Origin of the sequence: Chryseobacterium capnotolerans, from assembly GCF_021278965.1 — a bacterium.
GTDB lineage: Bacteria > Bacteroidota > Bacteroidia > Flavobacteriales > Weeksellaceae > Chryseobacterium > Chryseobacterium capnotolerans.
In genome coordinates, this window is sequence record NZ_CP065589.1 from 1,720,672 (window position 1) to 1,743,582 (window position 22,911).

The window sequence follows — 22,911 nt, forward strand, 5'->3', positions numbered from 1 at the left end:
GAATTAGATAATTCCTTTTCCCTGACGGATTACTTCAGGCTCTCCTGAGGTAAGGTCCACAATCGTTGACGCTACATTGTCTCCATATCCGGAATCAATAACAATGTCTACCAGATGATCGTACTTTTCAGCAATCAATTCAGGATCAGTAGAGTATTCAATAATTTCATCATCATCTCTGATGGAAGTTGAAGCAATAGGATGTCCCAGTTTTTCTACAATAAGTTGAGGAATAGGATGATCTGGAACACGGATACCAATTGTTTTATGCCCTTTATAAGCTAAAGGTAAGCTTTTGTTCGCTTCAAGAATAAAGGTGAACGGTCCCGGAAGGTGGCTTTTCAGAAACCTGAAAACCGAAGTATCAATAGGTCTTGTAAAGTCAGAAAGGTGGCTCAGATCATTACAGATTATGGAGAACTTTGATTTTTCAAGCTTCAATTTTTTCAGTTGAGCCAACTTTTCCATGGCTTTTATATCAAAAATATTACAGCCAAGCGCATAAATTGTATCAGAAGGATAGATAATCAATCCACCATTATTTAATGTTTTAATGACTTCATTCACAAGATTTTCCTGTGGGTTGTCGGGATAAATTTTTAATATCTTTGCCATAAAACAAAGATACAAATAATAAAATAGTTTTCATAAAAGTCCTTTATTTAAAAGAAAAATTAGGAATTGTGAAAAATATTCGTACCTTTGCAATCCAATATCGCGGGATGGAGCAGTAGGTAGCTCGTCGGGCTCATAACCCGAAGGTCATCGGTTCGAGTCCGGTTCCCGCTACTAAGCAAGTGCTTTCGGTAAGCACTCTAAAAATACACCGCGGGATGGAGCAGTAGGTAGCTCGTCGGGCTCATAACCCGAAGGTCATCGGTTCGAGTCCGGTTCCCGCTACTAAGTTAAGTGCTTTCGGTAAGCACTCTAAAAATACACCGCGGGATGGAGCAGTAGGTAGCTCGTCGGGCTCATAACCCGAAGGTCATCGGTTCGAGTCCGGTTCCCGCTACTAAGTTAAGTGCTTTCGGTAGGCACTCTAAAAATACACCGCGGGATGGAGCAGTAGGTAGCTCGTCGGGCTCATAACCCGAAGGTCATCGGTTCGAGTCCGGTTCCCGCTACTAAGTTAAGTGCTTTCGGTAGGCACTCTAAAAATACACCGCGGGATGGAGCAGTAGGTAGCTCGTCGGGCTCATAACCCGAAGGTCATCGGTTCGAGTCCGGTTCCCGCTACTAAGCAAGTGCTTTCGGTAAGCACTCTAAAAATACACCGCGGGATGGAGCAGTAGGTAGCTCGTCGGGCTCATAACCCGAAGGTCATCGGTTCGAGTCCGGTTCCCGCTACTCAACGAGAGAAGTAATTTTATATTGCTTCTCTTTTTTATTTTCTGTTGTTACTGATAAATATAGGTTGGATATCGCAAAGACGCAAAATTCTTTTTTGAAAAATGGCTTACTTTAAAGTGCAAAGATCTTATTTCCGATAAAATTAAATATTACGAAAACATACTGTTATAATTGCCACGGATACACAAATTATTTTATTGGGTATAAAATCTATGTGCTCTTTAGTTTGTAAACTTAATTTCTTTTCACAAACTAAAGGGCATATAAAATAAGATAATAATAAGGAATGCTGAAGTATTTTGCTGGCTGAAAATCATTGATTCTTTTGCGCTTTTCAACAAAAGTATCCGCTGATTTATAGATTGCACATAGCTTTGTGAGAAATAAATTAATGGTCTTTCTTTGTAGCCACTACAGAATAAACCATAGGAATTTTATCTTCCAAATGAGCTATCCTGTACTTTTTAGGTTCAACTTCAACCGTTCCATTGAAACAGTTGTAAGGGGAATAATCAAATTCATCAAGGCTGTTGATTTCAAGCCCGTTTTTGATCACGCTATTCAGAACTTCACTTAATCCATGATTCCATGTTATAGTTGATTGGGTAATATCAGCACCTCTGTCAGCATAAGTTCCACTTTCAGTTTCTACGATGGCTCCGGAATTAAAATACCGATAGCCCACGGTTTCAAAGTTATCGTCAAACATCCAGACTACTGGATGAAATTCAACAAATACAAATTTTCCATTAGGCTTTAAAAAGTGAGAAATAACTTTAGCCCATTTGTCCAGATCTGGCAGCCAGCCAATGGTTCCATAGCTGGTAAAAACAACATCAAACTGTTTATCGAGGTGATTAGGAAGATCGTAAACGTCGCTGCAGATAAATTGGGCACTTGAATTGGTCTCGTGTACCAGTTTTTTTGCGCTTTCAATCGCTTTATCTGATAAATCAATACCTGTAACGTCGGCTCCAAGTCTGCTTAGTGAAATAGTATCCTGTCCGAAATGGCATTGTAGGTGTAGAATTGATTTTCCCTGTAGGTCTCCCAACAGTTCCAATTCAATATTATTTAAGGAACTTTTTCCATTCAAAAATCCTTCTACATCATAAAATTCAGAATGTAAGTGGGTTTCTGTTCTGTTGTTCCATGAGTTTTTGTTGATCTCTATATAGTTATTCTCTGGGGTCATTTTGTAATTAGTTTTTGTTAAAAGGTTACTAATTTACATAAAATTTATCATTTACTTTAAATATTAGATATGCTGCAACTTCCATTGTTGATACTCTTTTCTCATACAATGACCACAGGGGCGGTAATCATTTTGTAAAGCATCTGCTGGATCAGTAAAGAAGACTCTGTTTTCTTTTTTCATTCTTTTTCCTGATTTACAGGTAAGCAATCCATAGATTTTCAATGTTTTGTTACCGCCCAAAAGAATTTCCTGCTTCTGGATTTTACTTCTTAGCTCAGAAGCAGAAAGTTGTGAATGTGGTATCATATTTTTAGTAGGGAGCTGGAAGATGGAAGATAGAAGCTCTTGAAGCCTGGAATTGAGATGATTTTTTTAATCAATGAATTTAGGTATGTGTTGTTAGCATGGAGGTTGAAAACTGGAAGAGGGATGTTTTTGCAAGTCTGAAGTTTATTATTTTACTATTTTTTCCAGTAGAAGGCTCATCATTACTTTATCGTTTAACAGTACCTCCATCTTCCATCCTCCTCCTTTTAACCCATTACTTTTCTGCATCATGGAAAATAATTCCTAAGGCATAACGTTTTCCGGTTTTTACTTCACTTACCCCATGTTTCATATTCACTCTATAATATCCCTTTACTCCTTTTTCAGGTTTAAAATGAGTGGTGAATATTAAGAGGTCTCCTTTCTGAGGTTTTAAAACAATTGCCTTAGACTGAGCTCTTGGAACTTGTTGGGTAAGGACAAATTCACCGCCTGTAAAATCCTGTTCAGGTTCGCTCAGCATCAAGACAATCTGAATAGGAAAATAAATATCACCATATAAATCCTGGTGCAAAGTATTGAAGCCGCCTTTACCATATTTCAAAATCAAAGCAGTCGCTTTTTGTTGATTGTTGCAATGACATTGCTGGAGAAAGTTTTCGTGTTCCAATGGAAAAGATGTTTCAATATTTAGGGCTTTAAACCAGGTATTGGCAATAACTGCAAGATGTGGATAGATATGAGTACGCAGGGTTTGAAGTATTTCTGGTAAGGGATAATTGAAGTATTTATACTCACCTAATCCGAAACGATGCCTTGCCATGATAACTGTTTTACGGTAGAATTCCGGTTGATCATAATCTGAGATCAGCTGATCACATTCATTATCCAGTAATAGGCTGGGAAGAATAGCATAGCCGTTTTGGTGCATAGATTCCGTAATGGCTAGCCAATCTGTATTTTCAATTCTTTGGAGTAGATCTTTCATTGTTTTGTTTTTACAGAACAAAGATCTGAAGTTAAGAACGTATACAAAATCCGAAACGTGCTGTATTTTGGATGGTGATTACTATATAAAGTATTTCTGGACCAGCTGTATAACTTTAATCTGGATGATAACTCCGGTCCTATTTAAAGATACTTTTGCACTGTTAATTAAAAAATAAACAACAATGAATTACACAATTAAAAAAGCAAGTCTTGAGGATCTTAATGAAACGGCAGAGTTATTTAATCTTTATCGTATTTTTTACAGACAAGAATCTAATCTGGAAAAAGGAAAAGCTTTTTCTTAAAGAAAGATTCCTGAACAGTGAATCTGATATTTTCTTAGTCTGGCTTGATGGTAAAGCGGTGGGGTTTGTACAGCTTTATAAATTATTCCATTATACGAAACTACAAAAGCAATGGTTATTGAGCGATTTATTTGTACATCCTGATTATAGAGGAAAAGGACTTTCTGTGGCATTGATTGACCGCAGCAAACAATGGTGTGAAGAAACAGGAGCTTGCGGGCTGATGCTTGAAACCGAAAAAACAAACGAAATTGGAAATACATTGTATCCTCGTTGTGGATTTGAATATGACGGACTTCATAATTACTACCATTGGTGGAAATAGATCATGAATAGAATTGGGAAGGGATGATAATTCTTTCTGCTATTAGTTATTTATACTTAATAAGGAGTAGTATTATTTCTACAATTACCAGCATTTAATTCTACAGCTATTCTTTTATAGCTATAAGGCATAGTCCTATTTTTGTACAGCTCTTATAGATCAAGGGTAGGACAGTTGATTCTATAGAGTTTATGCAAATTATCTCCGCCTTATTTCTACTTTTTCCCCAGGTTTTATGATTAGTACCACAAAACTGCTTTTGGGCGGGGATTTTTGCAACAAAAAAGAGAACTGTTTTGCAGTTCTCTTTTTATATAGTATTAATGTATTATTTTAATTATTGAGCCAGCTGGGCGTAAGGAGTAAGTTTATTGTCATCACTCATAGTTGATCCCAGGAATTCTCTTTTTTGGTCTGCTTTCATTCTTCCCGCAGCATCATTGGCGTTAAAGTAAGCCTCGGTTAGCTTAGTTGCAATGTCCGCAGGTTTGAACTCGAATTTTGTGTCACCTTCTACTCCTAAATAACCATTCTTTCTCGTAAGGTTAGAAATATAGTTGCTATAATTAATAAATGTATTTCTAAGATACTGAGTATGATATTCCATACACTTTTTAGCTTTTTTGGAAGAATTGTTCATAATACAGTTTTTCATATTGTTTCTGTATAAGAACCATTCAGATTCTAAAATGCCATATTCTTTTCCAAGTGCCGTTTTTCCGTTGATCACGATATTATTGTCACCTTCTTTTGTAGCAATGGTCTGAAGATGTTGAATGACCAATGGAACTGTAGCTTCAATTTTTGATTTTGTATCCTTTAGTATGCTAAGGTCAGCAGCAGGAGATTTTTTCTTTTGCGCTGTAGTAACGTTAAAAATGAGCAGTAGTAGTACAATCAGTAAATTATATCTTTTCATGAGAAATTTTTAAGGCACTAAAATAAATATAATTTCCCGGTTTTAACAAATTCATTTTAATTTTATTTAATAAAAATTAACAAGTTTTAAGAATTTCAGCCGGAAATACATTTTTTTCTGTTGATTAAGCAGGTGATAATTTCACTCTATTAAAAAATCAATATATTTGATTTGAATTTATTAAACTGATTATCAGGTTATTATATTTATTTTGTTTTTATCACTAAAAAAATAGTTGTTAGAATCAATTTTATTTCTACATTTGTATAACTAATTTCTTAGTGATATGGGATTATTTATTGTATATCACCTTAATGATCAATGAAAGGATATGAAAAACCAAACTTTAACAAAAGCAGAAGAACAGGTAATGCAGTACGTATGGAAACTGGAAAAAGGATTTCTAAAAGATATTCTTGATCTCTTTCCTGAGCCAAAACCGCATACCAATACCGTTTCCACTATTTTAAAAGTATTAAAGGATAAGGAATTCGTAGACTATAATGTACACGGAAGACAGCATGAATATTTTCCGTTGATAACAAAAGAACAGTACTCAGGCAAAACGATGAAAAGCCTTGTGAAGAATTATTTCAAAGGGTCATATAAAAGTGCTGTTTCTTTTTTGGTAGAAAAAAATGAAATGACTGTAGAAGACCTTGAGATGTTGCTTAACGAACTTAAAAACAAAGACTAATAACCATGGAGACTCTGCTTTTGTACTTTGGAAAAGTAATTTTATGTTCGGGTGTAATGTTTCTGTATTATCAGTTGTCTTTAAAAGACAAGACATTTCATCATTACAACAGATTCTATCTTTTGTCTGCCATTTTGATATCGCTGCTGCTGCCCCTGGTCAAAATAGAAGATTTCACCATAGAAGTAAGTAATGAGCTGTATGTGCTTCTTGGTAAGATTCAGAATTTTAACACACAAAAAACGTAAGCAATGGTAACCTTTATTTTAGCATTATTTTTTCAGCTCTGGGACTGGTTTCTCTCTATTTTTTAGGGAAGCTTATCTACGGGATCTTCAAGATTCAGCAGTTTAAGGGACAGTTTCAGAAAGAAAGTTTTGACGGGATCAATTTTTACCGTACAAACCTGACCGAAGCTCCGTTTTCATATTTTAAAAATCTTTTCTGGAAGAATACCATTACCCTGGATTCTGAGATCGGCAGACAGATTTTAAAGCATGAGATGGTACATATTGAACAAAAACATTCCTTTGATAAGATTCTTATTGAAGTAGTGACAGCTGTTTTCTGGTTCAATCCATTCTTTCATATCATTAAAAAAGAAATTAGTTTAATTCACGAATATCTGGCTGATAAAAAAGCCGTAAAGCATTCGGACACCAAAGCATTTGCGCAGATGCTTTTAGCAAGCCACTTTTCCGGAACCCAGTTGCCTGCTGCCAGTCCGTTTCTAAGTTCAAACCTTAAAAAAGACTTAAGATGTTACAAAAACCAAAAACCAAATTCGGGTATGCGCGTAGAATCCTTGCGTTGCCGGTTTTATTTACAGTAGCTTTTGCTTATCTGGTAAACGCTAAGAACAGAGAAATTGAAGAAACAAACCTTTCTATTAAAAAAGCAGTTTCAGAAATCAAACATGATACAGTAAAAGAAAAAACAGAACAGAAAGAAATAGCAGAAACCAGACAGGGATCTTCTGGTACTGATCCAAAGTTAACTGAACTTGAAAAAAAGCTGGCTGAAAAAGAAAAAGAACTTGAAGGATTGGACCCCGAATCTAAAGCTTTTGATGATAAGATTGAGGAAATAAGCTCCTTAGCCGGCGAGATTGGTAATATTACAGCCAATATGGAAGTTGATAAATATTTCAACTCTGCAGAATGGAAACAGCAGATGAAGGAGCTTGAGAACATGGATCCCTTGGATAAAAAAGAACTTCGTAAAATAAAAAAGAAGCACAAAAAGCAGCAAGAGAGGCCAGTAAAGCAGCGATAGAAGCTCAAAAAATTGGAAAAGAAGCTGAAAAAGCAGGAAAAGAAGCCGCAAGAATTGGAAAAGCCGCAGCAGAACAAGCCAGGGTTGAAAGTGGCAAAGCAAGAATCGAAGCTGAAAAAGCTAAGATAGAAATCGAGAAAGCAAAAATTGAAATTGAACAGGCTAAGGAGGAAGCGGAAAATACAGTGACAAGCCCAAGAGTTATTACGCTAACAGGCTCTCCTAAAGTAATGGTGATGCAGGCAGACTTCATTAAAAAAGACGGAAATGGGAATATTACCATGAATGGAGTGAAGAAGTATGATGTGAAAGGTTGGGATAATATCAAATACTTTGTAAACGGAAATGAAGTTTCCAAGGAAGAAGCTCTCGCTATAAAACCTGAGAATATTGCAATGGTCAATATTATTAAGGAAAATGTAGTACGAGGGACTCAGAATGAAATAAGAATTCAGACAAAGAAATAAAGTTCAACCAGGCTTTGCCAATATCATATTGTCAAAGTCTTTTTTATCATCCATTATGAAAAATAAAATTCTATTTTTTATGTTTCTGGGAATTCTGACCAATGCCCAGATCAACAGGTTTTTTTATGAATACCAATTTATTCCTGATGTTAATAATAAAGAAGAGGTTAAGAAGGAAATGATGCTGTTGGATATTGATAAAACCGGATCTAACTATTACAGTCATGATAAGTTTGTAGCAGATTCTACTGGGCGGGCAGATCTTGAAAAACAGCTGAAATCCGGAAGCGGAAGTATAAGCGTGAATAAAAGAGATAGACCGGGAATGGTTTCTTATAGAGTAACAAAACAGTATCCTGATTTTAAAACTTATCTTTTCAGAAGTATTTCCATGGATAAATACAAAATTAAGGAAGATAAAAAACCGGAATGGAAAATTTTGCCTGAAAAACAAAAAATCGGAGAATATAATGCTCAAAAAGCAACCACAAGTTTTGGCGGAAGAGACTGGACTGCATGGTTTACTACGGATATTCCTATTCAGGACGGTCCTTATGTGTTCTATGGACTTCCGGGACTTATTGTAAAACTGGAAGATTCTACAGGTTCTCACAGTATGCAGCTCATAGGCAATAAAAATATGCAATCCCAGGAGAAGCAGACAGACCTTGAGCTTCCTGGGAATGTAAAAATATTGGGACTGGATGGTAAGGATATTGAAGTGACCAAAGATCAGTTTAAAAAAGCATGGAAAGCTTATGTGAATGATCCTACAAAGAATATGAGGGAAATGATGATGAGAAATGGTGGTGAAGCTGGAGGAAAAGTAGCATTTAAAGTAAAAACAGCAGACGGGAAAGAATTCTCAGACCCCAATCAGGTATTCAAAGAAATGGAAAAGCGGACAAAAGAGATGCTTCAAAAGACAACAATCCGATAGAACCGGATCTGGTGAACTAAAATTATTATTTTCTACTGAACAGAATGACCCAAGGTTGTTCTGTTTTTGTTTTTACGGACTAATTCTCTATTTTTAAACAACATTAAGCCATAAACGTAAACATTAATCTCTATGACGGAAAAAGAAAAATGTGAAGCTGGACTTTTATATAATGCTAATTATGATGCAGAACTCATCCGTGAACGTAAGGTTTGTAAAGATCTGTGTTTAGAATATAATGGATTGAAGAATTCTGATACAGAAGAAAGAAACCGGCTGCTTAAAAGAATTCTGGGAAATACCAAAGAAAACTTATGTATTGAACCTTCTTTTTGGTGTGATTACGGATATAATATTGAAGTAGGAGAAAATTTTTATGCTAATCATAACCTTGTAGTTTTAGATTGTGCTAAGGTTAAGTTTGGTGATAATGTCTTTATTGGGCCTAACTGTAGTTTTTATACGGCAGGGCATCCGCTTGATGTAAAACAACGAAATGAAGGTTTGGAATATGCACATCCGATTACTGTAGGTGATAATGTATGGTTAGGAGGAAATGTAGTAGTTCTTCCTGGTATTACGATTGGAAATAACAGTGTAATAGGAGCGGGAAGTGTAGTCAATAAAGATATTCCGGAGAATGTAGTTGCTGTAGGAAATCCCTGTAAAGTGGTAAAAGCTATTGAAGGAAATGAATAAAATAGAAATCCCGAAACGAAGTTCCGGGATTTTATATATCTTAAAAAAACAGTCAGAAATTAAGATAATTTCTGAGAATCAGCAATAAACTGAGCTAATCCGCTGTCTGTTAAAGGGTGCTTTAATAAGCTCAAGATCGGAGGAAGTGGAGATGTAATAACATCAGCTCCAATTTTAGCACAGTCGATGATGTGCATTGAGTGACGGATAGAAGCTGCCAAGATTTCAGTTTCGAACATATAATTATCGAAAATTAATCTGATCTCCTGGATAAGGTTTAATCCGTCTGTAGAGATATCATCTAATCTTCCAAGGAATGGAGAAACATAAGTTGCTCCTGCCTTAGCTGCCAAAAGAGCTTGCCCCGGAGAGAAGATCAATGTACAGTTAGTTTTGATTCCTTTATCAGAAAAATATTTTAATGCTTTGATACCATCCTTAATCATTGGGATTTTTACAACGATATTAGGGTGGATTGCAGCCAATTCATCTCCTTCTTTAATCATTTCTTCATACGTTGTAGAAAGTACTTCAGCAGAAATATCTCCGTCTACAAGCTCGCAGATCGTTTTATAATGGTTTTTGATGGCTTCAGTTCCCTGAATACCCTCTTTAGCCATTAATGAAGGGTTGGTCGTTACACCATCTAAGATTCCAAGATCTTTAGCTTCCTTGATTTGCTCTAAATTAGCTGTGTCAATAAAAAATTTCATTTTGTTAAATAGATTTATTAATGCAAAGATAAGTCATTTAATCGAGTTCTGGGATATGATTTTTTCAGACTTGAATTTGAGTGGGAGAGTTGTAGCGTTTTAGAGTAATAGGGAGGTAAAGTCTATAGGAAGCAAGTAGGGAACAGGTAAAATTTAGTAAATAAGTCCTACATTCCCCTTCTCTGAAGGGGTGTCTTTTTTGCAAAGCAAAAAGACGGTTAGTTTACCATGAGTAATAAGCAATCAATAATGAGTAATAATGGCGGGCGAAAAAAATACAGCTAATATAAAATCTAATACTTACTTTTGTTTTAACACTCATATCCAATGAAAAACACCACTTTTACCGCCACGTTGGAAATTATAGGAATCAATCCTTTTGTTTTTATTCCCGAAGAAATTCTGGAGACTATTTTTGAAGCATCAGGAAGAAATAAAAGTCCAATTCCGGTGAAAGGAACCGTGAATGGAAAGGAATTTCAGCAAAATCTGATGAAATATCTGGGTGAATGGAGACTGTATGTCAATCTAATCATGCTGAAAAATTCTCCCAAGAGAATTGGCGAAACTATTGAAGTGATGCTGGAATATGATCATGCTGACCGGAGTATTTCTATCCATCCTCAATTGGAGCAAGCGATAAAAGACAGTACGTTGGCTGCAAATAATTTTGAAAAACTTATTCCGTCAAGGCGAAATGAATTAATTCGTTACATCAATAACCTGAAAACTGAAGCAAGTATTCAGCGTAATATTGAGAAAATTATCAGGCATTTGCATGGAGAAACAGATTTCTTTGGAAAGAAGATTGAGTAAGAAATTAAAACAACTTTACAGAAGAGATGATTAAAATGAAAAAAACAAAAACCGGAATATGTTCCGGTTTTTGTTTTTAGTATTTATGAATTTAAAGTTTTGCTAAGTTTGATAGCGTCCTGATTGTTAGGATCATATTTTAGGGATTTTGCAATGTGTTCTTTTGCTTTATTGGGATCACTTTGCTGTTCTGCAAAAGCAATATAAAAGTAGGCATAAGCCAGATTCTTTTTATTTTGTTCCACTTCTTCCGGCTTTACAGCTGCAATATACTTTTCATAGGCAGCTTTTGCATTAGCATCATCTTTGGCAGCTTGATAAGCATAAGCCTGGCTGTAATAAGAAGGAGCCCAATCAGGTAATAAAACAGAGATTTTTTTCCAGGTATCAATTGCATTGGTCCAATCTGATGCTTCCTGGTAAGCAGTAGCCAGTTTTGCTAAGGCTTCCGTATCTTTAGGGTTAGCTTCAATTTGCTTTTTAAGACCGTCTATAGTAGGGTTAGTGGATTGTGTGACCACAGCAGTTTGGTTGGCTGTAGTACTGGCACTATCTGTTTGAGTCGTTTGAGCACTTACAAAACCAGCGCTTCCTACAAGAATTAAACCTGCAAATAGGTTTTTGATGTTCATTTTCGGTATTTTCATAATCTTATATTTTATAATTCTTAAAACTAAAATTCAAGAATAATTCCATAAAAGCTCAATTTTTAGAGGCTTTAAGTTTTTTTAGAAAATATTAACGGGATTCATGTTTTTTTTAGTTTAATTTTTGATTCGTTGATGTTTGAACCTATCTTTGTAAGTCTATTTTTATAATCAAAGTAATCATAAATATCGCATGAATATCATATTAGCTTCCACATCCACACTGTTCGGTGGAGAATATCTGGAATATTTAAGAGAAGAATTAATTCAGTTATATACAGGAATTGACGAGATCATTTTTGTTCCTTTTGCAAGACCGGGAGGTATTTCCCACGAAGATTATACAGCAAAGGCCCGCTCATTTTTTGAAACGATTAATATCAAAGTAAAAGGTCTCCACGAATTCGAAAATAAAGTTGAAGCTTTAAATCAGGCAAAAGGATTTTTTACAGGAGGTGGAAATACATTTTTATTGGTGAAAACACTGCATGAGGAAGGATTGATGTCTGTTTTAAAAGAAAATGTAACTAGTGGTAAACCCTATCTTGGATGCAGTGCGGGAAGCAATATTGGAGGACAAAATATGAAAACAACGAACGATATGCCGATCGTTTATCCACCAAGTTTTGATTGTATGGGATTGGTCCCGTTCAATCTTAATCCACATTATCTTGATCCGAATCCGGACTTAAAACATAACGGAGAAACAAGGGAAACCCGAATTATGGAATTCCTTACTCAAAATGATCTTAAAGTAGTAGGCCTCAGAGAAGGAAACTGGATCAGAAGAATCAATGATAAAATTACTGTAGAAGGGAATGAACTGACCAGAATCTTTGAAAAAGGAAAAGAACCTTACGAAATAGAATCGGGAAGCATATTATAATGAATCAGGAAGACATCAATTGTTTTATAGAACGCAATCTGAAGAATTTTTCAGTGAACAGTACCGGCTGGAATGATCTGATCGGAGAAATGCTGTCTGAGTTGGTTATTGCAGGATGGAATATGGAACATGATGTTTTTGGAAAAGAAAAATTTGGAGCGCTGCGATGCTATATGTATTCTGAAAATGAGGAATTGAATACCAATCTGAGAAAAATTACTAATAAATATTCTCAGCTGTCTCAAAAGGTCTGTGAGATTTGTGGCAATGAAGGGAAAATGAGAATGATTGATTCATGGGAAACTACATTATGCCTTAATCATTATCTTGATCAGAAACCCATCATGGAAATTGATGAAAAACAGAATATTACTTATAAGAAGACATTTATTCTGAATGTGATGGATATTACAGAAGCTGAAGTGGAATTCGATTTGAAAAAATTGAAACTTTACACAAAAAAGCATATTAATATTGATGAATGTGTCTCTTTTTCCTGCTATGAACCGAATTATTATCTGCTTTTAAAGACTATTCCAAAGCACTTATTTCCGGTAGATCTGCAGAGCAGAATTTCAGATCTGTTCCAAAATCTCCAGGACTGCGAGATATGCGGACATATCGCTGTGTCTCATAAATCCTGTTTACGCTGCCATAATGAGCCTTGGGGGACCAGTGAATATCATGAAAAAGAGTATGAAGGAAAGTCAGAATATATAAAAGAATATCAAATGGATATTTTTATAGATGAAGATGGCTATGAGGAATATTTTAAATATGACCGTTCGTTTGAGAAAGTTCCTGATCATCAGATTCTTTTCACTCCCGATGATCTTGAAGAATATAAAAGCTTTTATTTTAACTATATTTGATTTAGAATCACCAGTAAACGTTTAGCATAAAACAACAATGCAATGAAAAAAACACTTGCAGTTCTCTCACTTTCTATACAGATGGTTTCAGCCCAGAATATGGCTCAGAAATTAGATAAAGCAACCAAAGACCTTATGGATTCTTCGGGAGCAGTGGCTTCCAGTTTATCATTCTATGTGTCTGATGAAAATGGCAATTTTATTTACGAATATCAAGGGAGTAAAGGTCTTTCTACGGCCTCTACCCAAAAAATATTTACAGCAGGAGCTGCATTAGAGATATTAGGAAAAAATTATACCTATACCACAACTTCAAGTTATTCCGGAAATATATCCGGTGGCACTCTGAATGGAAATCTTTTCATCAGCTCCAATGGTGATCCAACCTTAGGGAGCTGGAGATATGAAGCTTATAAACCCGAAAGTTTTAAAAAGAAACTGATGGACGCCATTAAGAATTCCGGAATTACAAAAATTTCAGGTGATCTGGTGATTGATGACTCTTATTTTGATCATCAGACCATTCCGGGTGGATGGCCCTGGGATGATCTTGGGAACTATTATGGAGCAGGAGTCTGGGGAATCAACTGGAGAGAAAATCAGTTTGATATCAATATTAATGGGACAGATTTTAAAAGCTTTTCTTATCCTCTGGAAAATGTAAAATGGCTGAATGACCTGAAAGCAGGGGGAAGTTCCGATCAAAGTTTGATTTTTACAGCACCTCATTCTAATGTAGCGTTAATCAATGGAATGCTTCCGGGAGGGAAAACCGTAACTGTTTCCGGTTCTACTCCTAATCCGCCTCTACAGCTGGCATCAGAAGTGAAACAATGGTTGAAAGAATCCGGTATTGAAATTACCGGAAAAGCAGTTACCAATTCGCAGCTAGAGTTGGAAGGCAAACAGGTATTGGAAGCTCCTAAAAATAATATCATCCTAACATACCAATCTCCAACATTGGATAAAATCGTGTATTGGTTTTTGAGAAAAAGTGTCAACCTTTATGGAGAAACGCTGATTAAAACTTTAGGAAAAGAGAAAAAAGGAAATCCTAGTTTTAAAACCGGAGTTGCTTACTTAAAGGATTTCTGGAAATCAAAAGGAATCAATACGAATATGATTAATTTCGCTGATGGAAGCGGTCTTTCTCCTCAGAATTATGTTGCGGCAAAAGCTGAAGTACAGGCACTTTTATATGCAAAAAAACAATCCTGGTTTGATGCTTACTATGATGGATTTCCGGTTCAGGAGAATGGGATGAAAATGAAAAGCGGAACGATGAGGGATACCAAGTCTTTTGCAGGTTATCACACCGCAAAAGATGGAAAAAAGTATGTGTTTTCAATCATCATCAATAATTATCAGGGAAGTGGAAGTGCAGAGTTGCAGAAGATTCTTACTGTTTTAAAATAAATAACCTTGAGGAAATCTATATTAACCAGACTGAATAACTGGATCATTTTTGTGGTCATGACTACTTTGGTAATTTCCATTGTAGTATCTTCTACTATATTGATTAATTTCCTGAGAAAAGAGGAAATTAAAAGGATAAATCTCCTTTCCAAAGCCATCAGAATCCAGCAGGAAGTAAAAAGTCCAGACACGGATGTTCTGGATCTGCTGCCAGAGATTCTGAATATCAATAATACCATTCCGTTCATTGTGACGGATAAATATAAAAATCCTATTCTTGATCTTGGGTATTATAGAAATATTCCTGAAAGTACCATCAAAAATCCGGAAAAGCTTCATAATCTGATTATGAATATGGAGAAAAACTATAATCCGATTGAAATTAAAGTACCGGATGGAAACAACCAGTTTGTATACTATGACAATTCACGATTGCTGAACAATCTTCGGTATTCGCCTTATATTTTAGGATTGTTTATCCTTTTATATTTCGGGTTTACTTTCTGGTTTTTTAAGACCATTAAAAAAACGGATGAGGGTTATCTTTGGGCTGGATTGGCTAAGGAAACTGCCCATCAGATTGGAACTCCGTTATCTTCTATGATTGGCTGGATGGAAATCATGAAGTTGGAAAATCCGGATTCTGAAGGGGTAAAAGAGATTGAAAAGGATATAGAAAGGCTAAGAACTATTTCTGAACGTTTCTCAAAAATAGGCTCAGTTCCTGAACTGAATGATATGAATTTCAATGAAACGATCCAGGAGAATTATGATTATTTAAAAACAAGAATTTCAAGAAAAGTTGATTTTACCCTTCACCTCCCTGCTTATAAGGTTTTGGTTCCACACAATAAAATCCTGATGAGCTGGGTGATTGAAAACCTTGTGAAAAATGCGGTGGATGCAATGAAAGGAGAAGGAGTGATTGTGATGTCAGTTTTTGAAAGAAATAAAAACATACTGATTGAAGTAAAAGACAGCGGCAGCGGGATGACAAACCAGCAGGCCAGGAATGCTTTTAAACCTGGATATTCTACCAAGAAAAGAGGCTGGGGACTAGGATTATCATTGGCTCAGAGGGTTATTCATGAATATCATAACGGAGATATTAAGATTTCTCAGACAGAAGTTGGAAAAGGAACGACTTTCAGAATTACGATTAAAAAGGGGTAAATGGGAATTCTAAATCATAGGATTAGAACTTTTTTAAGATAGCTGCTGATAAAAAACAAAAGCGAGGAAAATGATCCTCGCTTTTACATTTATTTTTTACCTGTAAGCCACTGCGTTTGTAGTTTCAGTTCTTCCGGGCTTGGATCAGCTTTAAACTGAAGTGTTTCCACACTTAATTTATCCAGGATCGCTTTCCCTTTAAGAGTCATTTTTTCTTTTTTACCAGCATTATCTCTTAAAATAGTTAGCGTAACTTCCTGTCCATCTTTGATCGTTTTGGTATATCCGATAAAGTCCTGGATTTTTTGAATATCAATGGTCTTTCCATCCAATGCAAGTACCTGATCGGTGATTTTAAATCCTATGCTTTTGGCAAATGGAGATAAGGTAGAATTTTCATCGAAAGCAAGGGCTTTATTTTTATCATCATATCCTGTCTGATTCGGATCTTTAATAAGCCAGAAAATAGGAGCGGTTTCCTGTTTGTGAACATCCACACCTACCATTTTCAGATATTCTGCATAAGGCGTAGGCTGGCTTCCGGCAATATATTTATTATAAAAATCCTTTATCTGAGGATATCCTGTTACGGTTACCAGCTCATCTATCAGCTTATCATCCTTGAATGGTTTGTTTTCCCCGAATCTTTGAGACAGTTTTCTGATCATATCACGGTAACCCATTTCTCCATTGGACAATTTTCTCAGTTCAATATCCATGCACATGGCTAAAAGAGCTCCTTTTTCATACACATTTCTGTACTGGTCTTTGTAGGCATCCTGCAGTACATTTTTACTCATTACCGTAAACGGCATAGTATCATTGTAGTTTTTAGAATTGGTAATCTTTTCACCGATTCTTTTAAGAAACTCGTCCTTGTTGATAAGCCCTTCCTGAATTTGGAATAAATTGGCAAAATATTCAGTTCCGCCCTCATACATCCATAGATGCTGAGACATTTTCGGATCAGCATAATTAAAATAATGGATTTCTTCAGAATGTGTTTTCAAAGGATTCACCGTATGGAAGAATTCGTGGGAAACCACATCAGTAATCGTTTGATCAATAGCGTCCTTAGGCATTGCTTCAGGAAGTACTACACTGGTAGATTCATGATGCTCCAATGCTCCAAAACCTTTTACCATAGGACCATCACCACCAGACAGATAAAGCATAATGGCGTACTTCTTATTGGTATTCATATCCCCGAGGAATTTCTTTTGGGCTACTACCATTTTTTCAAGATTATCCTTGAAATCTGCTGCTTTGTATTTTCCGGTAGGAGAGTAAACTCCCAACACAAGATCCATTCCTCCTGCATTGAAGGTAATATAATCCGGTTTGGTGTACATAAGCGGAGAATCTGTCACCTTTGCATAATTGGCAAGAGTATAGGTGTCTGTAGATTCAGATTTATCCTGATCTACCAATGCTGTTGTTCCGTAGAAATCAGTTGGCTTTTGAATAACAAGTTGATAAGGGACGTCCTGCATATTTTCAATATATCCAATAAAGCCATGGGTATTGATCATATAGACTTTTCCTGCTTCAATATCGGTTCCTGAAGGAGAAAATACGGCTTTATGTTTTGACGTGTCCATTTCCTCATCGAAACTATCATTTACAAGGTAGGAGATTTTGCTCAGATTTTGAGCGTTTTTTAATGAATAGCTATTGTCATTAACTTTTGTGAAGGCCAGTTCTTTTCCTTTATTGTCATAAAACTTGATGCCCTCCACAAATCTTCCATAATCATCCACAGAGTAGGTTCCCGGAACTGTTTTCGGAAAATGGAATTTGATATCTCCCGATTTCATTTTTGGAAATTCCATGGTAATGGCTACTTTATCATCTTTTACATTAACGAGGTCAATGGTAGTTTTTATAGACTGGGCATTCGCTAAAAAAGCGGCAAAAAGGCCTAAGCTAAGTGCTGTTTTTCTCATTAGGTTTAAATTTATAGTTAAATAGTTGTTTATTTTCCCATTTTGTTACCGGATCAAGTATTAAACTTTTCTTAAAAATTTTAAATAATAATAAAAAAAGCAAACTTGCGGATGTACAAATTTGCTTTTTTGTTTACTGAACGCTCAGATAATTAATATAATAATTATTGTTTAATTCTACTGGAGTGCTCTTCTTTAGCTTGACTGTCTGCCATTCTTCAGTGGGATTAATTGTTTGATCTCCGTTAATTATGATCGGAAGTTTCAGGCCTTTTACGACATTCGTATATCTGAATTTCAAACTGTCTCCCTTTTGATTATATTCAAGAGTAGGGATCTTAATGGTTCTGAGATACTGATCAAATACAGTAGAGAAGTCAATGCCTGCTTTTGATGATATATAGTCTTCAACCTGTTTTGTAGTAACAGTCTGATGATAGAACTCTTTACCTAATCCTCTTAAAATCTGTCTGAATTTTTCATCATTATTAATGACTTGTCTTATGGTGTGAATCATATTGGCTCCTTTCGGGTACATATCACCACTGCCTTCATTTCTTACGCCATACTGTCCAATAATAGGAACATCATTTTCGATCTTTCTTCTAAGACCTATCATGTAAATGTCAGCGGATTTTTTATCAAGATAGCTTTCTGTAAAAAGGACTTCCGAATACATGGTGAAACTTTCATGGATCCACATATCTGCTTCATCCTTTGCCGTAATATTATTGGCAAACCATTCGTGTCCGCTTTCATGAATGATGATATAATCCCATTTGAGGCCAATGCCTGTTCCTGAAAGGTCTTTTCCACGATAACCGTTTTGATAATCATTTCCATAGGCTACGTTACTTTGGTGTTCCATTCCCAAATAAGGGGAATCTACCAATTTGTAAGAGTCTTCATAGAAAGGATAAGGACCAAACCAATGCTCAAATGCAGAAAGCATTGGCTTTACCTGCTCAAACTGCTTTTTTGCTTTTTCTAAGTTATAGTCAAGTACCCAGTAATCCAGATCCAATTTCCCTTTTTCACCATCATAAGTATCTTTAAAATTGACATATTTACCAATGTTAGGGATGATAGAGTAGTCATTGATAGGATTTTTTACTTCCCATATATATGTAGTCTTATTTCCGTTGGTCTTTTTATCGATTAATCTTCCGTTTCCTACTCCTACAAGATCGTTGGGAGTAATAATTTTCATAATGATTCCGTTGTCTGGTTCATCGCTCCAGATATCTTTAGTCGGAAGCCAGATAGAAGATCCTATTCCCTGAACTGCCGGACTCATCCATGGATTCCCGTTTTTATCTTTGGTGAAAACCCATCCACCGTCCCAGGGAGCATTCTTTGCAATCTGAGGATTTCCGGAATAGTCAACGTCAATGGTATATTTTTCACCTTTTTTGAATTTTTTCTTGGTGGTGATGAATATGAAATCTCCATCTTGTTTAGAACTCGCAATAGGAAAACTTGCCGTAATTTTCCCGGCTTTCATCGGTTGTTGAAGATCAATCTGGAAAACAGGATTGGTAACATCTTTTATGATTTCCAGGCTTATTTTATTGGTGCCTTTAATGCTTTTCTGTTCAAAATCAGGTTCTACTGAGAAATCATATTTTTTAACATCCCAAAAATCTCTGAATGGAGTATTGGAACCTTTTAATGTATCTTGTTTAGTATACACTTTATCTCTTTCAAAGAATTGCCCAAAAGCAAGTCCGGAAACCAGTAAAAGCGTGTATGACAGTTTTTTCATGTAAAATTAAATTAATAATCTTTTCAAAAGTATAAAATTAAATTAACAGCGGGATGATGATGGTATGAAAATACTGACGAAATTATCCTGAACTGTATAAAAAAGCCCGGCATTGGCCGGGCTGTAATATAAATGTGGGACGTTTTATTTTTTAACGAATTTCAGATTTGAAGTGGTTCCCTTATCTTCAATTGAAATAATATAAGCTCCAGTGCTCAGTCTTGAAACGGAGATCTTATTATCTGAGATCTGGCCGCTCATTACTTTCTGACCTACCATATTCGTAATGCTAAATGTAGCTTTAGAAGAAATCTGAGTTACATTCAATACATCAGTTACCGGGTTAGGATAGATCTGGATAGAAGCTTTGTCTTTTACTACATCGTTTGTAGAAAGCTGTGCCTGAATATTTACAGGGTAATCTTCAAATTCACCATACTGAACATTGCTACATGCACTGCTAGGCGCTTGAGCATATGAATAGGCAACTCTCATCATTACATTTCCTCCGGTATAAGCATCTGCTGGTACTGGGAATGTTCCGGATGCAAGAGGAAGCGAATTAGCTTCACTAGAATAGATCATTTCAGTAGAAGAGAAGAATCCATCTCTGTTGAAATCAATCCATGCCGTTACTCCACTATAATATTGACTAGCTGTAGGCCATGATTTAGTGATGCTGATTGAGTTTCCAGCAGTTCCTGCTTTAAGGGTAATCAACTTGGAAGGATCTGTAGTATAATCAGTATATATAGACGCAGCAGAAGTATTTGAAACAGGGTTCATTCCTGCACCGGTTACTGTAACATTGGAAATGAATCCGGCAAGGTTAAAGTTTCCACCTGCTCCATTATTTCCAGCTACTGTAGGAGTACACTTAGTAAGAGAAGCTGTTGTAAATACTGAAGATGCTGAGAAATCTCCAGGTACTACACCACACTTAGTCGCTATTTGTACTTCATATTGAGTGGCCTCAGTCAGGTTAGATATATTATAAGAGTTTGTTGTTACAGGAACTGTAGTCCATGTTGCTGTTCCTGTTGGTCTGTATTGTAAAGAGTATGTAGCATCTTGTAATGCATTCCATTTTACACTTGCAGAGTTTCTTGTAATCCCTGTTACTGTAATTCCTGTTGGAGCTGCTGTACTACAAGCTGCTGAAGCATCAGCAACTGTGGCAGTACCTAGAGCATAGAATATATGATCAATAGCACTTACTCTGATCTTTACAGAAGTTCCGGTTGCTAATGAATTAAATGCAAAAGGTTCAGCCCCGTCATTTGGAGTGGAAGGAGTAATAACAGTCCATGTAGCACCATTGTCAATAGTATAATCTATTTTAACATTCTGTACGTTGTATGGTGCATTATTGGTATTCACTACATCCCAAGTGATCGCCGCCGGAGTATTTTTATAAACTGTAGTTGAAGTTACTCTAAAAGGACCTTCGTTTCCTACATCTACTTTCATCAGGCTGCTTTGTGTCTGTTGCTGATCGAAATTAGGATTATTATCTCTTGCTGTTACTTTGAAGTTTAACGTTCTCGGTACATTGGATACCGTTTCCCAAGATGTGCTGCTTGGAGTATTGTTAAGAACATTTGATAACTTAGGGAAATAACGTGTAGGGGAAGTAGTAGGCATGATTGATCTGAAATTAGCCCCGTTATTTCTGGAGGCATTTACAGGTCCAAATGCACTTGCTGTAAGATCATACTGTTCCCATGTATAGGTTATAGGATCGTTTTGTGCATCTGTTGCAGAAGCAGTTAAAAGAAAAGGGGTACCTTTTGGAATCATTCTGCTCGCCATTGGCTGTATTACAGGTGGTGTATTGGCAACAGGAGTGATCGTACCACAAGTTACAAAATTAGTATATTCAGCTACCTCTTCAATATTCTTCGTATGGAAGTAAGCATCAGAATTCATTTGAACATTATAGTTCGTGATCCCTGCATACCCCATAATGGTAGAACCTGAACCTGGTTCCATGTGAGCTCCGTGAAGAGCAATAGACATAGTGTGAGCTGCCCCAAACTGGTGTCCTATTTCATGAGCAACAAAGTCAATATCATAAGTATCTCCAAAAGGCTGATCTACGATGTTAGGAGAAGTAATCCCTGCTCCTTTTGATGTGTCATCATCATTGTCTTCTGGATTTCTGCAGACGTTACCTACATCACCGGCACTACCACCACCACCTCTGTGGCCAAAGAAGTGTCCAATGTCATAGGCATCATTTCCTACACCTACCGTATTGCTAAGAGTCTGTTGAACCTGTAAATTCCATGCTCCAGGAGCGCTGTATGATATTGCTCCAGTAGTTGGGTTTGTAGTTGCAATAACATTAGAATAAGGATCTGTAGCTGGATCTGTAAATATTATTTGAGGGAAATCCTGAACAATCATGTGAATACCAAAATCTTTCTCAAATACTCCATTTACTCTGTGCATTGTAGCATTGATACGAGCTGCTGCCTGAGGAACACCTCCTGCAAGTTGAGTATATTCACCGTTTACAGAGATTGCAATTCTGTAAGTTCTATATTTTTGTTCGTTATTTTTATTAGGATTTTTGAAGCCGTTCAGAACATTTTTTGTACTCGCCAGCTTATTCATTTGCTTTTTTAAGGCTTCAGGTTCAGAAACTTTACATTCAAAAGGATCTTCACTGGATCTGTCTGACTTATAGAATACCCCATAGATATCCTTTTCTTTGTTCATTGGCTCTATGAATTCATATTTCCCTGTGTTAGAATCAAACAACATCGATTGGAAATCATTAGGAGCTGTAGTAAATCTGATCTGCTTATTAGGATTGTCTATTCCTACTCCGGAATAAGCTCCCAATTCATATCTCTCTGCCATTGTTTTAGCAACTGTTGGAGAACTGTAAACAGAAAATCTTTCGATTTTTCCATTAGCCATAGGTAAGGAAACAACTATTGGAGCTCCTCCCGTTCCTGCTTCCGGAGCATTTTTTAAAGTTTCTCTCAAGGAAGCAAGATCAAACTTATAAGCATATTCAATTTTGACTTCTTTCCTTATAGGAGTTACTTTTTCAGACACTGGCATCCAGCGTTGTGCCTGTAAACCTGTCAAGCTTAAAGCTAGAGTGCAAACAAGAATAATTTTCTTTTTCATATAACTTTTTAGTAAATTTAATTAACGGGTGTAAATTTAATAAATGTTTTGGTATATTTAGGATATTGTGTTAAATAAAATTAATTTTAATTGTTTATAAT

General features: G+C 36.1%; 22 protein-coding genes, 6 tRNA genes and 1 pseudogene. 19 read left to right on the plus strand and 10 right to left on the minus strand.

The window, feature by feature from the left end; translation table 11 throughout:
- Positions 1 to 3 precede the first annotated feature (3 nt).
- A complete protein-coding gene (locus tag H5J24_RS08065) occupies positions 4 to 615 on the minus strand; it encodes an L-threonylcarbamoyladenylate synthase (RefSeq protein ID WP_045497812.1) in 612 nt (203 codons plus the stop codon).
- 101 nt (positions 616 to 716) lie between these two features.
- Between H5J24_RS08065 and H5J24_RS08070 the strand changes: the two genes are divergently transcribed.
- From H5J24_RS08070 to H5J24_RS08095, 6 genes are all read left to right on the plus strand, one after another.
- A tRNA-Met gene (locus tag H5J24_RS08070) sits at positions 717 to 789 on the plus strand.
- Positions 790 to 827: 38 nt separating this feature from the next.
- Positions 828 to 900 (plus strand) — tRNA-Met (locus H5J24_RS08075).
- A 39-nt stretch (positions 901 to 939) separates the two neighbouring features.
- A tRNA-Met gene (locus H5J24_RS08080) sits at positions 940 to 1,012 on the plus strand.
- Positions 1,013 to 1,051: 39 nt separating this feature from the next.
- Positions 1,052 to 1,124, plus strand: a tRNA-Met gene (locus H5J24_RS08085).
- Positions 1,125 to 1,163: 39 nt separating this feature from the next.
- Positions 1,164 to 1,236, plus strand: a tRNA-Met gene (locus tag H5J24_RS08090).
- A gap of 38 nt (positions 1,237 to 1,274) precedes the next feature.
- A tRNA-Met gene (locus H5J24_RS08095) sits at positions 1,275 to 1,347 on the plus strand.
- Positions 1,348 to 1,738: 391 nt separating this feature from the next.
- Here H5J24_RS08095 and H5J24_RS08100 read toward each other — a convergent pair.
- From H5J24_RS08100 to H5J24_RS08110, 3 genes are all read right to left on the minus strand, one after another.
- Positions 1,739 to 2,545 carry a class I SAM-dependent methyltransferase gene (locus tag H5J24_RS08100; protein ID WP_068943619.1) on the minus strand — a complete coding sequence of 269 codons (807 nt, stop codon included), beginning with the start codon at positions 2,543 to 2,545 and terminating at the stop codon, positions 1,739 to 1,741.
- A 63-nt stretch (positions 2,546 to 2,608) separates the two neighbouring features.
- On the minus strand, positions 2,609 to 2,854 hold the full coding sequence (locus H5J24_RS08105) for an Ada metal-binding domain-containing protein (protein WP_068943618.1): 246 nt from the start codon (positions 2,852 to 2,854) through the stop codon (positions 2,609 to 2,611).
- Between the two features lie 235 nt (positions 2,855 to 3,089).
- A complete protein-coding gene (locus H5J24_RS08110) occupies positions 3,090 to 3,803 on the minus strand; it encodes a 2OG-Fe(II) oxygenase (protein ID WP_068943617.1) in 714 nt (237 codons plus the stop codon).
- Between the two features lie 184 nt (positions 3,804 to 3,987).
- On the opposite strand from H5J24_RS08110, the pseudogene H5J24_RS08115 reads away from it, so the two are divergent.
- A pseudogene (locus H5J24_RS08115) lies at positions 3,988 to 4,435 on the plus strand (GNAT family N-acetyltransferase).
- Between the two features lie 337 nt (positions 4,436 to 4,772).
- On the opposite strand, the gene H5J24_RS08120 reads toward H5J24_RS08115, so the two are convergent.
- Positions 4,773 to 5,354 (minus strand): hypothetical protein, encoded by a 582-nt coding sequence (locus H5J24_RS08120; protein ID WP_068943615.1) that lies wholly within the window; start codon positions 5,352 to 5,354, stop codon positions 4,773 to 4,775.
- Between the two features lie 331 nt (positions 5,355 to 5,685).
- Between H5J24_RS08120 and H5J24_RS08125 the strand changes: the two genes are divergently transcribed.
- From H5J24_RS08125 to H5J24_RS08155, 7 genes are all read left to right on the plus strand, one after another.
- A complete protein-coding gene (locus H5J24_RS08125) occupies positions 5,686 to 6,051 on the plus strand; it encodes a BlaI/MecI/CopY family transcriptional regulator (protein ID WP_068943614.1) in 366 nt (121 codons plus the stop codon).
- Between the two features lie 5 nt (positions 6,052 to 6,056).
- A complete protein-coding gene (locus H5J24_RS08130) occupies positions 6,057 to 6,299 on the plus strand; it encodes a hypothetical protein (RefSeq protein ID WP_232816202.1) in 243 nt (80 codons plus the stop codon).
- 254 nt (positions 6,300 to 6,553) lie between these two features.
- Entirely contained in the window at positions 6,554 to 6,883 is a 330-nt protein-coding gene (locus H5J24_RS08135; RefSeq protein ID WP_232816203.1) for a M56 family metallopeptidase, read from the plus strand.
- Positions 6,811 to 7,326, plus strand: coding sequence for a hypothetical protein (locus tag H5J24_RS08140; protein ID WP_232816204.1), 516 nt, complete (start codon positions 6,811 to 6,813; stop codon positions 7,324 to 7,326). Before H5J24_RS08135 ends, H5J24_RS08140 begins: the two co-directional genes overlap by 73 nt.
- Positions 7,327 to 7,511: 185 nt before the next feature.
- Complete coding sequence (locus H5J24_RS08145) at positions 7,512 to 7,793, plus strand: hypothetical protein (protein ID WP_232816205.1); 282 nt, start codon at positions 7,512 to 7,514, stop codon at positions 7,791 to 7,793.
- Between the two features lie 79 nt (positions 7,794 to 7,872).
- Positions 7,873 to 8,733, plus strand: a complete 861-nt coding sequence (locus H5J24_RS08150) for a GLPGLI family protein (RefSeq protein WP_232816206.1) — start codon at positions 7,873 to 7,875, stop codon at positions 8,731 to 8,733.
- A 132-nt stretch (positions 8,734 to 8,865) separates the two neighbouring features.
- Positions 8,866 to 9,432 carry a sugar O-acetyltransferase gene (locus tag H5J24_RS08155; RefSeq protein ID WP_068943611.1) on the plus strand — a complete coding sequence of 189 codons (567 nt, stop codon included), beginning with the start codon at positions 8,866 to 8,868 and terminating at the stop codon, positions 9,430 to 9,432.
- A 59-nt stretch (positions 9,433 to 9,491) separates the two neighbouring features.
- Here the strand turns inward: H5J24_RS08155 and fsa are convergent, their stop codons facing one another.
- The gene (gene fsa, locus H5J24_RS08160; RefSeq protein ID WP_068943610.1) at positions 9,492 to 10,145 is read right to left on the minus strand and encodes a fructose-6-phosphate aldolase; all 654 of its coding nucleotides are present in this window, start codon (positions 10,143 to 10,145) and stop codon (positions 9,492 to 9,494) included.
- 327 nt (positions 10,146 to 10,472) lie between these two features.
- On the opposite strand from fsa, the gene H5J24_RS08165 reads away from it, so the two are divergent.
- Positions 10,473 to 10,961 carry a YdeI/OmpD-associated family protein gene (locus tag H5J24_RS08165; RefSeq protein ID WP_068943609.1) on the plus strand — a complete coding sequence of 163 codons (489 nt, stop codon included), beginning with the start codon at positions 10,473 to 10,475 and terminating at the stop codon, positions 10,959 to 10,961.
- Between the two features lie 83 nt (positions 10,962 to 11,044).
- On the opposite strand, the gene H5J24_RS08170 is transcribed toward H5J24_RS08165, so the two are convergent.
- A complete protein-coding gene (locus tag H5J24_RS08170) occupies positions 11,045 to 11,608 on the minus strand; it encodes a tetratricopeptide repeat protein (protein ID WP_068943608.1) in 564 nt (187 codons plus the stop codon).
- A 193-nt stretch (positions 11,609 to 11,801) separates the two neighbouring features.
- Between H5J24_RS08170 and pepE the strand changes: the two genes are divergently transcribed.
- The 4 genes from pepE to H5J24_RS08190 are packed head-to-tail and all read left to right on the plus strand — an operon-like array spanning position 11,802 to position 15,955.
- Positions 11,802 to 12,494: a dipeptidase PepE gene (pepE, locus tag H5J24_RS08175; protein ID WP_068943607.1), complete on the plus strand. Its 693-nt coding sequence runs from the start codon at positions 11,802 to 11,804 to the stop codon at positions 12,492 to 12,494.
- Complete coding sequence (locus H5J24_RS08180; protein WP_068943606.1) at positions 12,494 to 13,366, plus strand: hypothetical protein; 873 nt, start codon at positions 12,494 to 12,496, stop codon at positions 13,364 to 13,366. Before pepE ends, H5J24_RS08180 begins: the two co-directional genes overlap by 1 nt.
- Positions 13,367 to 13,408: 42 nt before the next feature.
- Positions 13,409 to 14,782, plus strand: coding sequence for a D-alanyl-D-alanine carboxypeptidase/D-alanyl-D-alanine endopeptidase (gene dacB, locus H5J24_RS08185; RefSeq protein WP_068943605.1), 1,374 nt, complete (start codon positions 13,409 to 13,411; stop codon positions 14,780 to 14,782).
- 6 nt (positions 14,783 to 14,788) lie between these two features.
- A complete protein-coding gene (locus H5J24_RS08190; RefSeq protein WP_068943604.1) occupies positions 14,789 to 15,955 on the plus strand; it encodes a sensor histidine kinase in 1,167 nt (388 codons plus the stop codon).
- Between the two features lie 89 nt (positions 15,956 to 16,044).
- Here H5J24_RS08190 and H5J24_RS08195 read toward each other — a convergent pair whose 3' ends face one another.
- From H5J24_RS08195 to H5J24_RS08205, 3 genes are all read right to left on the minus strand, one after another.
- A complete protein-coding gene (locus H5J24_RS08195) occupies positions 16,045 to 17,901 on the minus strand; it encodes a M61 family metallopeptidase (RefSeq protein WP_068943603.1) in 1,857 nt (618 codons plus the stop codon).
- 133 nt (positions 17,902 to 18,034) lie between these two features.
- Entirely contained in the window at positions 18,035 to 19,666 is a 1,632-nt protein-coding gene (locus tag H5J24_RS08200) for a M1 family metallopeptidase (RefSeq protein WP_068943602.1), read from the minus strand.
- A 144-nt stretch (positions 19,667 to 19,810) separates the two neighbouring features.
- Complete coding sequence (locus H5J24_RS08205; protein WP_068943601.1) at positions 19,811 to 22,810, minus strand: reprolysin-like metallopeptidase; 3,000 nt, start codon at positions 22,808 to 22,810, stop codon at positions 19,811 to 19,813.
- Positions 22,811 to 22,911 lie beyond the last annotated feature (101 nt).